This is a genomic window from Patescibacteria group bacterium, from assembly GCA_041662665.1.
GTDB lineage: Bacteria > Patescibacteriota > JABMPQ01 > JABMPQ01 > JAQVVF01 > JAQVVF01.
In genome coordinates, this window is the sequence record JBAZSC010000003.1 from 174,874 (window position 1) to 191,519 (window position 16,646).

Annotated in this window: 19 protein-coding genes; 16 read left to right on the top strand and 3 right to left on the bottom strand. The window is 30.8% G+C overall.

Annotated features, from left to right (window positions below):
• Positions 1-9: 9 nt before the first annotated feature.
• Entirely contained in the window at positions 10-927 is a 918-nt protein-coding gene (locus WC663_05400) for an ATP-binding cassette domain-containing protein (GenBank protein MFA6296765.1), read from the bottom strand.
• Between the two features lie 138 nt (positions 928-1,065).
• Positions 1,066-1,620: a manganese efflux pump MntP family protein gene (locus tag WC663_05405; protein MFA6296766.1), complete on the bottom strand. Its 555-nt coding sequence runs from the start codon at positions 1,618-1,620 to the stop codon at positions 1,066-1,068.
• Positions 1,621-1,729: 109 nt separating this feature from the next.
• Here WC663_05405 and WC663_05410 point away from each other — a divergent pair, with 109 nt between their 5' ends.
• From WC663_05410 to WC663_05485, 16 genes are all read left to right on the top strand, one after another.
• Positions 1,730-3,016 (top strand): ABC transporter permease, encoded by a 1,287-nt coding sequence (locus tag WC663_05410; GenBank protein MFA6296767.1) that lies wholly within the window; start codon positions 1,730-1,732, stop codon positions 3,014-3,016.
• Positions 3,017-3,183: 167 nt separating this feature from the next.
• Positions 3,184-3,864, top strand: coding sequence for an ABC transporter ATP-binding protein (locus WC663_05415; GenBank protein MFA6296768.1), 681 nt, complete (start codon positions 3,184-3,186; stop codon positions 3,862-3,864).
• Between the two features lie 150 nt (positions 3,865-4,014).
• Complete coding sequence (locus WC663_05420) at positions 4,015-4,539, top strand: ORF6N domain-containing protein (protein MFA6296769.1); 525 nt, start codon at positions 4,015-4,017, stop codon at positions 4,537-4,539.
• 96 nt (positions 4,540-4,635) lie between these two features.
• Positions 4,636-5,403, top strand: a complete 768-nt coding sequence (locus WC663_05425) for a YfbR-like 5'-deoxynucleotidase (protein MFA6296770.1) — start codon at positions 4,636-4,638, stop codon at positions 5,401-5,403.
• Positions 5,387-5,581, top strand: coding sequence for a hypothetical protein (locus WC663_05430; protein ID MFA6296771.1), 195 nt, complete (start codon positions 5,387-5,389; stop codon positions 5,579-5,581). Before WC663_05425 ends, WC663_05430 begins: the two co-directional genes overlap by 17 nt.
• A 154-nt stretch (positions 5,582-5,735) precedes the next feature.
• Complete coding sequence (glnA, locus tag WC663_05435) at positions 5,736-7,079, top strand: type I glutamate--ammonia ligase (protein ID MFA6296772.1); 1,344 nt, start codon at positions 5,736-5,738, stop codon at positions 7,077-7,079.
• A gap of 95 nt (positions 7,080-7,174) precedes the next feature.
• Positions 7,175-7,597 (top strand): dUTP diphosphatase, encoded by a 423-nt coding sequence (gene dut, locus WC663_05440; protein ID MFA6296773.1) that lies wholly within the window; start codon positions 7,175-7,177, stop codon positions 7,595-7,597.
• A gap of 44 nt (positions 7,598-7,641) precedes the next feature.
• Positions 7,642-8,082, top strand: coding sequence for a YbhB/YbcL family Raf kinase inhibitor-like protein (locus tag WC663_05445; protein MFA6296774.1), 441 nt, complete (start codon positions 7,642-7,644; stop codon positions 8,080-8,082).
• 15 nt (positions 8,083-8,097) lie between these two features.
• Positions 8,098-8,703 (top strand): Type 1 glutamine amidotransferase-like domain-containing protein, encoded by a 606-nt coding sequence (locus WC663_05450; GenBank protein MFA6296775.1) that lies wholly within the window; start codon positions 8,098-8,100, stop codon positions 8,701-8,703.
• 30 nt (positions 8,704-8,733) lie between these two features.
• A complete protein-coding gene (truB, locus tag WC663_05455; GenBank protein ID MFA6296776.1) occupies positions 8,734-9,384 on the top strand; it encodes a tRNA pseudouridine(55) synthase TruB in 651 nt (216 codons plus the stop codon).
• A 14-nt stretch (positions 9,385-9,398) separates the two neighbouring features.
• Entirely contained in the window at positions 9,399-10,154 is a 756-nt protein-coding gene (locus WC663_05460) for a sulfite exporter TauE/SafE family protein (protein MFA6296777.1), read from the top strand.
• Between the two features lie 111 nt (positions 10,155-10,265).
• Entirely contained in the window at positions 10,266-11,597 is a 1,332-nt protein-coding gene (locus WC663_05465) for a PQQ-dependent sugar dehydrogenase (protein ID MFA6296778.1), read from the top strand.
• Between the two features lie 63 nt (positions 11,598-11,660).
• On the top strand, positions 11,661-12,149 hold the full coding sequence (locus tag WC663_05470) for an NUDIX hydrolase (protein MFA6296779.1): 489 nt from the start codon (positions 11,661-11,663) through the stop codon (positions 12,147-12,149).
• A gap of 9 nt (positions 12,150-12,158) precedes the next feature.
• Positions 12,159-12,950, top strand: coding sequence for a cytochrome b5-like heme/steroid binding domain-containing protein (locus tag WC663_05475; GenBank protein MFA6296780.1), 792 nt, complete (start codon positions 12,159-12,161; stop codon positions 12,948-12,950).
• 375 nt (positions 12,951-13,325) lie between these two features.
• On the top strand, positions 13,326-15,218 hold the full coding sequence (locus WC663_05480; protein ID MFA6296781.1) for a ribonucleoside triphosphate reductase: 1,893 nt from the start codon (positions 13,326-13,328) through the stop codon (positions 15,216-15,218).
• Complete coding sequence (locus WC663_05485) at positions 15,136-15,858, top strand: anaerobic ribonucleoside-triphosphate reductase activating protein (protein MFA6296782.1); 723 nt, start codon at positions 15,136-15,138, stop codon at positions 15,856-15,858. The genes WC663_05480 and WC663_05485 overlap by 83 nt, the downstream gene beginning before the upstream one ends.
• A 214-nt stretch (positions 15,859-16,072) precedes the next feature.
• Here WC663_05485 and WC663_05490 read toward each other — a convergent pair whose 3' ends face one another.
• Positions 16,073-16,567, bottom strand: a complete 495-nt coding sequence (locus WC663_05490; GenBank protein MFA6296783.1) for a hypothetical protein — start codon at positions 16,565-16,567, stop codon at positions 16,073-16,075.
• Positions 16,568-16,646: the final 79 nt, after the last annotated feature.

The window sequence follows — 16,646 nt, forward strand, 5'->3', positions numbered from 1 at the left end:
AATTTTAATTTAATGTTGAAATTTTTTCTGCGTTTTCTGCGTAAGATTCTGCGTTTTTCTGCGATTTATTTTTTTTACGCAGAATGACGCGGAACTAACGCAGAATGTGCAGAATTTATCTGACCCTTTGTTTATTCTCGCCAAAACGATGCATGTCTGAAGCAGGGATTTTTTTCCAGCATTATCTCTAATTTCAGTACCTGTTACTTTCAAAAAAACATCTTGAAGAGTTGGATTTTCTTTATTGGTTACTAATTTTTTTAAATTTTCTGAATTATCTAAAGCAACAATTTTTCCATGATCAACAATTGCAATTCTATTTGATAAAATATCAGCTTCTAACATGTCATGTGTTGTAAGCAAAATAGTAATTCCTTTTTTATTTAATTCTTGAATAAATTCTCTAATTAAATTGGATGTTTGTGGATCAAGCCCAAGAGTTGGTTCATCAAGAAAGAGAATATTTGGTTCAGTTAATAAGGCGCGAACAATATTGATTCTTTGTTTCATGCCAGTTGAATATGTTCCAACTTGAGAATCAAGCCAATCAGTCATGTGCAATCGATCAACCCATTTTTTTGTTCGATCTGTAATTTGTTGTTTTGAGAGATGAAAAAGTTGGCCGAAGAATCTTAGATTTTCTCGAGCAGTTAATCGATCATAAAGAATAATTTTTTCTGCGACTAAGCCGATTTGTTTTCTAATGTCATCTGGATCTTTTTTTAAATCAAAACCAGCTATTTTAATTTCACCTTCTGTTGGCTGTAAAAGTGTGGTTAAAATTCTGATTGTTGTTGACTTGCCAGCACCATTTGGGCCAAGAAATCCAAAGATTTCACCTTTTTTAATTTCAAAGCTAATATTGTCAACTGCAATAAATTTTTTAAATTTTTTTGTTAAATTTTTTACTTCAATAATATTTTCCATAATTGTAATTGTTATTTTTTGTTACTAAAATTGTTTATTTGTAGATTTTCGTTTTATTTATATAATCATTCAAGCGGATTTAAACGGATTAAACGCGGATAAAACGGATGGCTGATGTTGTTTTGCGGTTTAATTTAATTATAAAAGATGTCCTAGCAAAATTTTCAAGCCAATACCTATCAAAACAAGTCCACCAATGATTTCAGCTTTTTTGCCCCATTTTTCGCCGCTTTTTTTGCCAATGTAAATAGAAATCAATGATAATGTGAATGTTGTGATGCCAATAATTGAGACTGATAGCCAAATATTAACAGGCAGCAAAGCAATTGTTACGCCAATTATTAGAGCATCAATACTAGTTGCAATTGATTGAGTTAATAATATTTTAAGGCTATGAATATCAATTTTTTTCTCTTCTTCTTTTTTGAAAGATTCAATCAACATTCTGACTCCCAAAATAGTCAGAAGAATAAAAGCAATCCAATGATCAATGCCGGAAATAAATTGCACAAGACCAATACCAAGAATATAGCCAATTAATGGCATTAAAAATTGAAAAAAACCAAAAAAGAAAGCTATTCTTAGAGCTTTTTTTGCTCCCATTTGGTGATGATGTGCGCCATTTGCAGCTGCAACAGCCATAGCATCAAATGATAGGGCAATAGCAATAAAAAAGATATTTATAAGTGACATATTATTATAATAATACACTTGTTAATGATTGAAAAGAATTTAATAAATAGTTGAAGTTATTCTTATAATGGTGTATACTGTAAAAGTTACTTAATAATTTAAATTAAATATGATAGAAATATTAAGAAATTTATGGAGGCGAAAATTTAGAACTTTATTAACTATTTTTGGTATTGCAATTGGTATTTTTGCATTTACAGTAATGGGATCGATGGCTCTGAAATTAAATAAAATGATTGATGGAGGAAAAAAATATGTGACTGGTCAAATTACAATTGCTCCAAAAGGCACTGATTTTATGATGGGACAAATGGGAGCAATGTTGCCGGTTAATACACTAAACAAAATTGCAAAGGTTGAAGGTGTTGAAGCAGTGACTGGCGGAATTGAATTGTCATTAGATGAGCCGAATCCTGATGATCCAGCATCAATGAGTTTTGGCATGCCAGCAACAATTGAAGGCATGGATTTGAAAACCAAATTTAAAAACAGAAATTGGGAAAATATGGAAATGAAAGAAGGCAGAATGATTAAAGAAGGCGATCCTGATGATGTGATTGCAATTGGGGAAACAATAGCTTTAGATAAGAAATGGAAATTAGATGACAAGGTAAAAATTCGTGGCAAAGAGTTTAAGGTAATTGGTATTTTGGATAAAACAATGACTGGACCTGATTCGTATGTTTTTATGCCTTTAAACTCTGCTCGAGATTTGTATGTAGAGTCAAATCCATTTTTGAAGTCATTAAAAGAACAACAAGCTCAGGCTGCAAATATTTCTACTAGAGAATTAGCTAGTTTACCAAAAGCAACTAGAGATCAAATTATGCAAGCAAAAGCTTTTAAAATGGAAGATTTATCCACTATGGGATCAATATCTTGGAAAGACGGAGCAGATTCTGAAGTTGTAGCGAATAAGATCAAAGAAAAATTTAAAGATGAAGTTATAGTATTATCCCCAAAAAAAATGGGAGAAGAAATTGATAAAGCTTCGGCAATGATGAATGCTGTTATTTTAGGTGGCGCATTATTAGCTTTGTTAGTTGGAAGTTTTTCTGTTATCAATACGATGATTATGTCGATTTCTGAAAGAACAAGAGAAATTGGTATTAAAAAATCTTTGGGTGCATCAAATAAATCGATTGCTTTGGAATATGCTTTAGAAGCTGGTGTAATTGGAACTTTGGGCGGCATATTGGGTATCAGTATTGGTGTTTTATTGATTGTAATATTTAATAATAAAATGGCAGAAACTGGTGCTGAAGTATTTTTGTTAGATATTAAGTTTTTGTTTGAAGTTTTATTATTTTCATTTATATTAGGAATCGTAGCTGGTATTTTGCCAGCAATTAAGGCAGCAAAGATGAAAGTAATACAGGCGATTAGAGAGATGTAATTTATTTTACGCAGAACAACGCAGAAGCTGACGCAGAAGACGCAGAAAAGTTTCCGCATTTTCTGCGTTGGATTCTGCGTATGTCTGCGTTAAAAACAATTAGATATTAATAAAACTTAATTATCTTAATCTTTATAAATTAGTCAAGTGAAATTAAATTATAAATTATGAAAAATGTTATTGAAGCTAAGGGTTTGAAAAAAATATATAAAATGTCAAAGACAAATATTGTTCATGCTTTGAATGGTGTTGATTTGAATGTGGAAGAAGGCGAATTTACTGCAATTATTGGACCTTCTGGATCCGGAAAATCAACTTTGATGCATATCTTTGGTTTGTTAGACAAGCCAGATGAAGGAACTTTAATCATTGATGGAGTTGATATGAGTAATTTAAAAGACAAAGAAGCTTATAAATTGCGTGCAAAAAAAATTGGTTTTGTTTTTCAAGGATTTAATTTGATTCCGGCATTGTCAGCTTTGGAAAATATTATGTTGGCTGGAAAATATGGAGGAATGAAAATGACTGAAAGAAAAGCCAGAGCAATTGAATTATTAAAAATGGTTGGACTAGAATCAAGAATGAATCACAAGCCAAATGAATTGTCTGGCGGACAACAGCAAAGAGTAGCAATTGCTCGAGCTTTGATGAACAAGCCAGCAATTATTCTAGCTGATGAGCCAACTGGAGAATTGGATACAAAAACATCTTTAGAAATTATTGAATTGATGAAAAAATTAAATAAAGAAGATAATCAAACATTTTTGTTGGTTACACATAACATGGAAGTGGCGAAAGATTGTAGAAAAATTGTAGAGATGAGAGATGGGCAAAAAATAACAAAATAACTAAATTATAAATAACAAAATTTCAATTAAAAATTTAAAACGGCCTTAAATGGCTGTTTTTGTTTTTAAGTAAAAACTTGATATCACAAATTGTGATTTCCAAAAATAACACTTTTTGAAGTTATTTTTTGAGTATGTTAAATTAATAATATGAAAAAGTATTTCATAATGCCAAGTGAAAAGATAGTCAGTAAAATATATATTATACGCAATAAAAAAGTGATGCTTGATCGTGATTTGGCATTGCTTTATGGCGTGACGACAAAGGTACTAAATCAAGCTGTTAGACGAAATATTAAACGGTTTCCAGCTGATTTTATGTTTAGATTGGAAAAACTGGAATTTGAAAATTGGAAGTCACAAATTGTGACTTCCAATTCTGATAAAATGGGATTAAGAAAATTACCTTTTGCTTTTACTGAACAAGGTGTGGCAATGTTAGCAAGTGTTTTAAAAAGTGATCGAGCAATTCAGGTAAATATTCAAATTGTTAGAACTTTTATTAAATTGAGAGAACTATTGGCAACAAATGAAGAATTGCAATCTAAGTTAATGAGATTAGAACAGCGTTATGATAAAAAATTAAAAGAAGTTTTTAATATATTAAGATTATTATTGACAGAAAAAGAAAAACCAAAAGATGAATTGGGGTTTAAATATAAAAGAATAAAATAATAAAAATTATGAACAGCCTAATGGTTGTTTTTTTATATTCACTTGTTATACTTAAGTGTTAAAAATGTTCCTTCGACAAAAAGGGAGGGAGAGAAAATGGATATACAACTGGCAATGACGATGTGGCGATTCCAGGACATTTTCGGAAGATTAAAGAAATGCATACGCTGGGGTGGATATAAGGAAAGGCATTATGAGCAGTCTTCTTTGGAGCATTCCTTTGCAATTGCACTTTTGACAGCATTTTGTGTAATGAAAGAAAAAGAATTAAAAGGACCAGCTGAAAATTTTGATCCTTTTAGAATGGTTGTTCATGCATTAGTTCATGATTTTTGTGAAGGAGCGATTGGTGATATTACTTATCGATTCAAAAATGATCCAAGACTTCTATATCTGGTTAAGTTAATTGAAAAAGAAGAAGGTTTGCGGTCAACAAGACATATATCTTTCATAGGTCCTTTTTTAGCTGAGGCTATTATCTTGGAGCCAGGCAGTCTTGAAGAAAAATTTTTCGATGCAATGGAAAGATTAGATTATTTTTTTTATGCGCTGGCTGAATATGAAATTCATAAACATTTGGATTTTGTAGCTGTCTTTGATCGACAACACGCAAAATTAGTTGAATATGCAAGTGTATTTCCATCAGTTGCTATGATATATAGTCAAGAAGTCCAAGAATATGTTGAAAAGGAAATGAAAACTAATTGGGGTTTGATTGGTTTGGGTGGAGAGCTTAGACCTCATAAACCATGTCAAAAAGATGTTGAAGATTTGGAAGAAGCGCTGAAGCAATTATTGGCGCAACTTGCCAAGCAGAGGGAAGCCTCTGGAGAGAAAGGAGGAACAGATGCCAGCACTGTCTGAAAAAGAACAAGCAAGGATGAAAGCAGAAAAGCAAGAAGTTTGTACTGAATGTGGGGTACCAACTCATAGGAATTATTGTCGCAGTTGTGATGAATATTTTGAAGATGGTCATACATTAGTTTGTAATGATATGATGGCACAAGACGCAAGACGTCATTCAGAATGTCGTACCCATTAACACCTTTTTGGTGTTTTTTTATTTTATGATATTATAAAGTGTTAACTTGCAGAACTACGCGGAAATTAAAAATTTTGAAATAAATTTTTAATCGCGGAAAACGCAGAATCTACTTATAAATTTTTTTTAAAATATTTGTAACTTAAAAATAAATATGCAAAAAATGAAAACTAAAGAAGAAGTACTAACGTTATGTGAAAGAGAAAAAGTGAAATTTATTGACCTGCAATTTTCTGATTTATTAGGTCATGTAAAGTCAGTAACAATTCCAATTGCAAAATTACCTGAAGCAATTGATCAAAATATTTGGTTTGATGGATCTTCAATAGAAGGTTTTGCAAGAATTTGTGAAAGCGATATGTATTTGAAATTAGATTTATCAACTTTTGCGATTTTACCATGGACAACTGATAACGGAAATGTGACTGCTCGATTTATTTGCGATGTTTATAAGCCAAATGGCGAAGCATATGAAAGCGATCCAAGATATATTTTGAAAAAACAAGTTGCAAAAGCATTATCTTTTGGTTTTAAATATTTTGTTGGTCCAGAATTGGAATTTTATTTAATGAAAAGAGATGAAAATGGGAAGATTATTCCATTGCCTCATGATCATGCTGGATATTTTGATTATGCAACTGATGAAGATTCAGAAGTGCGTAAAGATATGACAACAGCATTGCAAAAACTTGGAATTTTTGTTGAAGCTTTGCATCATGAAGTTGGACCTGGACAGCATGAAATTGATTTTAAATATGGCGATCCGATTACAACTGCTGATTCGGTTTTGACTTTCAAAATTGCTTTGAAACAAATTGCTAGAAAACATGGATTATTTGTGAGCTTTATGCCAAAGCCATTTTTTGGTTTAGCTGGAAATGGGATGCATGTTCATCAAAGTATTTTTATGAATGAGCGGAATGCTTTTTATGATGCAAATGGTTTGTATCATATTAGTGAATTAGCAAAATCATTTATTGCTGGACAGTTATTTCATATTAAAGCTTTGAATTCAATTTTAAATCCAATTGTTAATTCATATAAAAGATTAGTATCAGGATATGAAGCTCCAGTTTATATTTCTTGGGGACAGGTTAATAGATCGGCTTTAGTTAGAATTCCAAGAGTAAATAGCAATAAACCAAGCGCAACAAGAGCTGAACTTCGCTGTCCAGATCCAGCTTCAAATCCGTATTTAGCATTTGCAACTATGTTAGCTTCAGGAATTGATGGAATAGAAAATGAAATGTTGTTGCCATTGCCTGTTGAAGAAAATGTTTTTGAAATGACAAATGAGGAAATGTTAAATCGAGGAATTGAAACTTTGCCAGCTAATTTGTTTGAATCATTAAGACATTTAGTAAAAGATCAATTATTGCGTGAGGTTTTTGGTGAGACAACTTTCAAAAAATATTATGATATTAAAATGAAAGAATGGGATAATTTTAGAATTTATGTTACTGATTGGGAACGTGATAATTATTTGGAAAGATATTAAATATGAATCATGAATTATGAATTAAGAATAGGCGAAAGCCTATTTTTTTTAAACGATTTTTGTTAAAATATGTATGAAAATAACTTTATAAAAATATGAAAATTAGTGTAAAAAAATTAAAACAAGAAGCAATTATTCCAAAATATGCTCATGATACAGATGCAGGATTGGATTTATATTCAATTGAAGATTATACTTTGAAATCTAAACAAAGATATATATTCAAAATTGGAATAAGTGTTCAGATTCCTGATGGATATGTCGGTTTGTTTTGGGATAAATCTGGTTTAGCTGCTAAATTTGGAATAAAAGTAATGGGCGGAGTGATCGATAATGGTTATCGAGGAGAATATGGCATAATTTTGTATAATACTTCTGATTGCGATTTTGTTGTTAAAAAAGGAGATAAAATTGCGCAAATGTTGATTCAAAAAGTTGAGCATGTTGAAGTTGAAGAGGTTGATGTCTTGTCTGAAACTGACCGAAGTGATGGCGGATTTGGATCTAGCGGAAGATAGCAAACACTCAAACAATAAAACAAAAAAACAATAAAACAAATCTTATGAAAATTGAAAGTGTTTTTAAAAATGGTGAAAATATTCCTCCCAAGTATACTTGTGATGGTGAGAATATTAATTTGCCTTTAAAATTTATTGATGTGCCAGAAAATACAAAGAGCTTAGCTTTGATTTTTGATGATCCTGATTCGCCGTCTGGAATTTGGACGCATTGGATTGTTTGGAACATTGATCCCAAAAATTTAGAGATCAAAGAAAATAGCGTACCTAAAAATTCTGTTTTAGGAAAAACAACATTTGGCGAAATTGGATATGGCGGACCTTGTCCTGGATCAGGTGAGCATCGTTATGTTTTTAAATTGTTTGCTTTAGATATTGTTCTTAATTTGGTTGAAGGTGCAGAAATTTCTGAATTAGAAAAAGCAATTGAAGATCATGTAATTGCTAAAGCTGAGTTAATTGGAAAATATGAACGTGAAAATTAAAATTAAAATTAAAAAATGATTAAGTATATTTTGCATGGCGGTGCGACGAAAATAGATAATAAATCGAATCAAGATTTTAATCAGGAAATTGTAAAAGATTTACAAGAGCCAATTAAGATATTGCTTGTTTGTTTTGCTAAGGATAAAGAGCAATGGAAGGATGCATTTGAAAGACATAAGAGCTATCTAATAAAATATAATTTAGGTAAGAATTTTGAATTCGCCTTAGCTGATGAAAATTCGGTGAGATTTATTGATCAGATAAAAAATAATCATGTTTTATATTTTGTGGGAGGAAGTGATGAGTTATTGCAAAAATATTTAAAGAAAATAAATGATTTAGGTACTTTATTTAATGATAAAGTTGTTGTAGGTTCTTCAGCTGGAGCAAATATGTTAGCAAAATATTATTATTCAACTGACGATAATTGTATTAAAAATGGTTTGGGAATTTTGCCAATTAAAGTTTTTTGTCATTATAAAAATAATTTAAAAGAGCTTGAAGAATTAAAAAAATATAAAGAGAATTTAAAAATATATACGATTTATGAAACGGAATATTTAGTTATAAAACAAATAATATCCCCCTGCCATGGGCAGGGTAGAAGTTTTGAATGTTAAATGTTAAAAGTTAATTGTTAAATGTAATTTATGAAAGGTATTTTTGCAGTAAATAAACCAAAAGGTCCAACATCAAATGACATTGTTCAGATTATAAAGCGTGAAAATAGAGGCGAGAAAGTTGGACATGCTGGAACACTTGATCCTTTGGCAAGTGGTGTTCTTGTAATTGCTGTTGGCAGAGAAGCAACAAGAAAAATTTCAGAACAAGTGAAAAAAGAAAAAGAATATATTGCAAAAATAAAATTAGGCCAGAATAGTACAACTGATGACGAAGAAGGAGAAAAAGAAAATATTGAAGTAAAAGTTCAGCCTAATTTAGATGATATTAAAAAAGTTTTACCAAAATTTGTTGGTAAGATAATGCAGACTCCGCCAATTTATTCGGCAATTAAATTAAAAGGAAAAGAGGCATATAAGTATGCAAGAGCTGGAAAAGAAATTAAACTTGAAAAAAGAGAAGTTGATATCAAAGATATTAAGGTATTAGGATATTCCTGGCCAATTTTAGAAATAAATGTTGTAACTGGACCTGGCGTATATATTAGATCTCTTGCTCGAGATATTGGTCGTGAATTGGGTTGTGGAGGTTATCTTGCAGATTTACAGCGAACTAGAGTTGGTGATTTCACAATCGCTGATTCTATGCCGATTTCTAACGCTGAAAAACGCAGAAGTTAACTGGTTTAAATAATATGAGCCTATTTGTAATTTTAGGACTTTGTATAATTTATTTTGTGGTTGGAATTTTTAGCGTGTCAGTTGGCGGAACAACATTAGTGATGGTCCCATTGTTGATTTATGCTGGCATGGATATTAAAACTGCAATTGCAACAAATATGTTTGCGCTGATTTTTTTAAGTCTAAGCGGAATGTTTGGATTTAGAAAAGAAATTAAAAAACAACATATTTGGTGGTTAATTGCATTTGTTATTTTAACTTTAATATCTTCTTTTTTGGGAGCAAAATTGGTTTTAGGAATAAATGAAGAAATTTTAAAAAAGATAATTGCAGTAATTATTATTTTGGCTGCAGGCACCTTATTTATAAAAAAAGACGCTGGGTTGAATGAAAACAAAAATAAAATTGCGGTTTGGAAAATTATTGTTGGATTGATTTTGGTTTTTGTTTTGGGAGTTTATGGTGGATTTTTTAGTGGCGGGTATGTAACTATTTTGACTTATGTGCTAATTTTGTTTTTTGGATTAAGCTTTTTGCAGTCTGCATTTGATACAAAAGTGATAAACTTTTTTTCATCAGGCATAGCATGCGTTATATTTTTTGTTAACAATTTAATTGATTTTAGATTAGGATTAATATTTGCAGTATTTATTTCTATCGGCGCATTGTTTGGAACAAAATTAGCGATTAAGAAAGGAAATAAGTGGATAAGAATAATTTATTTAACAGCAATTTTTATATTAGCAATAAAGTTATTATTATTTGGATGACGCGGAGTCAAAAATTTTTGTGACAAAATTTTTGACGCAGAAGCGAACGCAGAAAATGCGGAATTGCAATTTTATATATTAAAATTATTTTAATAATTTATTAAAAAAAATATGGAAGAGAATATTAAGCCAAAAAAAAGAGGTATGGCGAGTTGGCTAAAAGTTTTTTTGATTATTTTGGTTACTATAATTGTAGGAGGAGCGGCATATGGCGGAATTTTTTACTGGCATAATTTGAGAGGAATCTGGACATCAATTTTGCCAGCTAAAGAAAATATTGCAACAACAATTGAAAATTCAGAAAATGTAGTTTTGCAAGAAAATAAGCAAGAAGTTTTTGTAGCTAATGATACACAAATGCCATTGCAATTGCCAGATGGATTTTCAATCTCTATTTATGCAAAAGAATTGGGCAGTCCAAGAGTGATTGTCGATGATCCAAATAAAAATTTAATTGTCAGTTTAACGTCGAATGGAAAAGTTGTTGCTTTGCTTGATAATGATGCAAATGGAAAATCAGATGAAACAAAAGTTTTGGCAGAAAATTTGAATTCGCCACATGGTTTGGCTTTTGATTGCAAAGATTTGAATAATTGCAAATTATATGTTGCTGAATCAAATCAAGTTTCTATTTATGATTATGATGTCAACAAAGTAGAAATAAAAAATAAGAAAAAAATAATTGATTTGCCAGATCAAGGAATGCATTTTACAAGAACATTATTGATTGATCCAAATATTAATAGATTATTAATTTCAGTCGGTTCTGATTGCAATGTTTGCAATGAAAAGGATAATAAACGAGCTTCAATCTTATCAGCAAATTTAGACGGTACTGATTTGAAAACTTACGCATCTGGTTTGCGAAATTCTGTTTTTATGACTATGCATCCAAAGACTGGTCAGATTTTTGCTAATGATATGGGGCGAGATCTATTAGGCGATAATTTACCACCAGATGAAGTAAATATAATTAAAGAAGATAAAAAATATGGTTGGCCATTTTGTTATGGCAGGAATGTTCGTGATAATACATTTAATGATGATGTGCCAGTTGGTGTTTGTGCAGAACCTAATTATGTTCCTTCATATATTGATATGCAGGCACATTCTGCACCATTGGGACTACAATTTGTTCCGGATACTGCAAATTGGCCAGAAGATTTTAGAAATGATCTAATTATTGCTTATCATGGATCTTGGAATAGAACAGTGCCAACAGGATACAAGCTTGTTAAATATGATATGGATGCAAATGGCAATTATGTAGTTGATGAAAAAAGTTTGCCAAAAATGACTGATTTTATTACTGGCTGGCTAACTCCCAAAAATGAATCTTTAGGCAGACCAACTGGAATATTAATTCATGATGATGGAGTGATGTATATTGCTGATGATAAAGCGGGCGTGATTTATCGCGTATTTTATGGAAAAGCTAGTTAAAATAGTTAGACTGGTTAAATTTAGCGTAAAATTAATAAAATTGATAAAATTAATAAAAAAAATATGGCGAAAAGAGTTTATACGCAAGTGTTTTGTGTTGTTGGAACAATTGTTGTAAAAGATGACAAAATTTTGTTGATTAGAGAAGCAGGAACAATTGATAAAGGTAAATGGAATTTGCCGGCTGGCTGGCTTGATTTGGGTGAAAATCCGATTGATGGCGCAAAAAGAGAAGCAAAAGAAGAAACTGGTTTAGATATAAAAATAACTGATTTTTTAGGGATTTATTCTTTAGTGCGTTTAGATTTGCAAAAAGTTGATGGATTTATTAGACATCCAATAAAATTAATTTTCATTGGAAAAATAAATGGTGAGAAAATTGATAATATTGATAATGAAGAGATTGCTGAAGTGAAATGGTTTTCTTTAAGTGAGATTGAGAAGATGTCAAAAAATGAATTGCGTGATATGGATATTAAAGATCAATTTAAAGATTGTTTAGCTGGTAAACAATATTCATTAGAAATAATTAAGCATACTATTAGAAAATAAAATAAAATTATGAAAAAAACAAAAATCTTGGTTTTAGCAATATTGTGTTTTTTGGTATCACCAGTATTTGCAAAAACTTATACTCTAGATGAAATTTCAAAACATAATAAGGCAACAGATTGTTGGATGTTAATTTCTGGTAAAGTTTATGATGTCACTTCATATTTTGGAGGACAACATCCAAGCGGTGATGGTTCGATGTTGCCATATTGCGGGATTGATGCGACTGAAGGTTTTTCGACAAAGGGCAATATTGGAGAAGATCATAAAGTTAGATCTTATGATTTATTGACTGAATATTATATCGGTGATTTGCAGGAAGAAACTATTGTTAATAAAACAGAAAAATTGGTTGTAAATGAAATAACGAATGAAACAAAAATTGAAGCAAACCAAGCTAATGAATTAGGAACTACTGCTATTCAAACAAAAAGAGAGGTTGAACAGAATGCAATAGAATTCAAATATCCAAGCGCAATTGTTTCGGCAGCAATAATTTTATTTATTTATTTTATTTTAGGTATTATTTATTTATTATCTTCAAATAAACCTTTATTTAAATTAAAAATAACTAAATTTACTAGCATTATCTTGTTTGTTACTTTTATTTTTTCTGGTCTTTTAGGATTATATTTGGCATTTTTTAATAATGCTTATTGGGGCGAACAATTGAATTTAAAATCAATTCACGTGGCTTTTTCAGTTGCTTTTGCTATTTCATCTATTATCCATATTATTTTGCATTTGAAACAAATTTTGAATTATTTAGCTATATCAAAACAAAAGAATGACAATTTATGACGCAGTAAGATTTATTTCATACTTTTTTGTTGATAACATTTTTAAAACTTGTGTTATACTTTAAATGACTATAAAAGCTTCGAAAAATATAAATTGTTTAAAACAAAAATAAAAATAGCTGTTTTAGTAATTGAATGATTGATTACAGCTATTTTTTGTCCTCTATTTTTAAAGAAAAAACTTTAAGGAAGAGGATTTTTAATCCGCAAAAAATGAATTTGATGTTAATCCGCCTTCGTCTTGCGAGACTATGGCGGATAAAGTTAGTTTAATTTTTTATAGTCAGTCTAATATAATAAAGTGCTTTAAAGTTTGCTTTTAAAAATTTATATATTAAAAATAATAAATATTTTCTATTAAAAATAAAATTAAAATATGAAGGATCAAAACAAACAAACAAAAAAGGAGAGAAAAGAAGTAAATGTTGATGTTCTGTCAACCATAGATGAATATTTAGGAAAGATGGATTGGCGAGTTTCAGCAAATGCAAACCAAGGCTATTCTTTAGGCGGTATGATTTTGAATACTGCTGGAAAAGTAGTAGCTAATTATTGGTTGCACAAAATTTATCCAAAGGAAGTTGGAGAAGCGCATATCCATGGTGATTATCATATTCATGATTTGGATATGTTTTCAGGCTATTGCGCTGGTTGGAGCATTAGGCAACTTCTTGAAGAAGGATTTAATGGTGTTTCTGGTAAGGTTGAATCTGGTCCAGCAAAACATTTAGAAACAGCTTTGGGTCAAATGGTAAATTTTTTAGGAACATTACAAAATGAATGGGCAGGCGCTCAAGCATTTTCATCTTTTGACACATATTTAGCGCCATTTGTTAAAGTTGATAAATTAAGTTATGAAAGAGTTTTTCAATGCATTCAGCAATTTGTTTTTAATTTAAATGTTCCATCAAGATGGGGAACACAGACGCCATTTACAAATGTTACTTTAGATTGGGTTTGTCCAGAAGATATGAAAGATCGAAAACCAGTAATTGGTGGAAAAGTCGTTGATTTTACTTATGGAGATTGCCAAAAAGAAATGGATTTAGTCAATAAAGCTTTTATTGAAACAATGATTACTGGAGATAATAAAAGCAGAATTTTTACTTTTCCAATTCCAACTTATAATATTACAAAAGATTTTGATTGGGAAAATGAAAATGTAAAATTATTATTTGAAATGACTGCTAAATATGGCACTCCTTATTTTCAAAATTTTTTGAATTCAAGTTTAAAACCATCTGATGTCAGAAGCATGTGCTGTAGATTGCAATTAGATTTGCGTGAATTGAAAGCAAAAGGCGGAGGTTTGTTTGGTTCAGCAGAAATGACTGGCAGTATTGGTGTTGTAACTATTAATTTGGCAAGAATTGGTTATCTAGCTAAAACAAAAGAAGAATTTTTACAACGATTAGCAAGATTAATGGATCTTGCAAAGACTTCTTTAGATATGAAAAGAAAAGTAATTGAGGAAAACATGGAAAAAGGATTGTTGCCATATACAAAACGCTATCTTGGATCTTTGCATAATCATTTTTCAACAATTGGCATTAACGGATCTAATGAAGCCTGTTTGAATTTTTTAAAAAAAGATATTTCTCATCCAGAAGCGAAGAAATTCATTGTTGAAGTTTTGGATTTTATGAGAAAAAAATTAGCTGACTATCAAGAAGAGACAAACAATTTTTATAATTTGGAGGCAACTCCGGCAGAAGGAACGACTTATAGGTTTGCAAAAGAAGATCAGAAAAGATATCCAGATATTATTCAAGCTGGAACAAAAGATGCGCCATATTATACAAACTCAACTCATTTGCCAGTTGGTTATACTGATAATCCAATGGAAGCTTTGGATCATCAAGATGATTTGCAGACTAAATATACAGGCGGAACAGTATTGCATTTATTTTTGGGCGAAAGGATTATGAATTGGAAAGTTTGTCGAGATTTAGTAAAAAGAGTAGCTGAAAATTACAGATTGCCATATTTTACGATGACTCCGACATTTAGCATTTGTCCAACGCATGGCTATTTGAATGGCGAGCAAAAGAATTGCCCAATTTGTGAAAAAGAATGCGAAGTTTGGTCAAGAGTAATGGGATATTTTAGACCTGTTTCACAATGGAATAAAGGCAAGCAAAGTGAATATAAAGAACGCAAAGAATATGAAATTAAGAATTTAAAATATGAAAATAGCAGGATTTCAGAAATTAAGCCTATTGGAATATCCAGACCGGATTTGCGCAATAGTGTTTCTGCAAGGATGTAATTTTAAGTGTCCTTTTTGCCATAATCCAGAATTGGTATATAACGATCCGCCTACGTCCTGCGGGACTTTGGCGGACAAAGTAACCGAGGAAGAGGTCTTCGGTTATTTGGTTAAGAAGAAAAAAATGCTAGATGGAGTTTGTATCACAGGAGGCGAGCCAACTTTGCATGCTGATTTGATTGATTTTATTGTAAAGCTTAAAAAGATTGGATATTTGGTTAAGCTGGATACAAATGGATCAAACCCTAAAATGTTGAAAGAACTTTTTGACAAAAAATTACTTGATTATGTGGCTATGGATTTAAAAGCACCATTTGAAAGATATTCGGAAATTGTGGGTTTAGGGCATAGGGCACAGGGCTTGGGTATTATTGAAAATTGTAAAAAGTCTTTTAAATTAATCCAGGAATCTTCCGTTGATCATGAATTTAGGACGACTGTTTTTCCGCAAGAACATATAGAAAATGATTTTATGAAAATGGCAGGATATCTGAAAAAAGGCGAGAAATATTATTTGCAAAATATTAGATACATTAAAAATTTAGATCAAAATTTGGATCAAAGTAAAAAAATAGATATTGCTATGCTTTTGAATAAATTAAAGAGTAAATTTCCTGATATTTGTGTTGAAGAAAGATAATATTCGGATATTAGGATATTCGGAAATTAAAAAAATTGAATATTAAATACAGAGTTTACACTTTGTATTTTTTTTGTTAAAATAAACATATTGTTGAATTGTTAGATTGTTAAATTGTTAAGATTTGAATACGATTAGCAATTAAATAATTTAGTACTTGAACAATTTTGGTCATAAAAAAACGCTTTAATAGCGTTTGAGTAAAAAGAGCAGATTAGAGGAACTTTCGGCAATATTCTGTTGCTTTGGCGCAGGGAGTTTCAGTAAGAAAAAAGATGATATCATGATCATGTTGCATTCCTAGCATTTTTAGATTTGCTTGATGTGAAATATCTGGATTACTTGATTCATGCAAAGAATTGAGATCTTGAATGATCTTAGGAATGGTATTTTGTCGCATTCTTTCGTTGGTTGCGCAAACAAATTCACGTTGTACTTGAAACCAATCGCGAGATTCTTCGGTATTTTTCCACATTCCGGTATATTGACTCATCAATCCAAGAGATTGCCTTGCCAGTTTGAGATCCTCTCTGACTTTTTCTATTTTTTCATCGATTTTTCCAAGTTCCATTAGCTGAAGACAGATTTTATCACCATTGCAAATTGCAATATCGACTTCATCGGCTCGAGCTTTGGTAATGAATGTAGAAAGCAAGAAAACGACACAGAGAATAATCACAGTTCCAATCGTCTCTTTTGCCCTTCTCACTTTTCCCTCCGTTTTGTCCCTTTCTTGGGACTTCAAGGAACCAGATTGATTATAAGCACAAGATTATATTTTTGTCAAC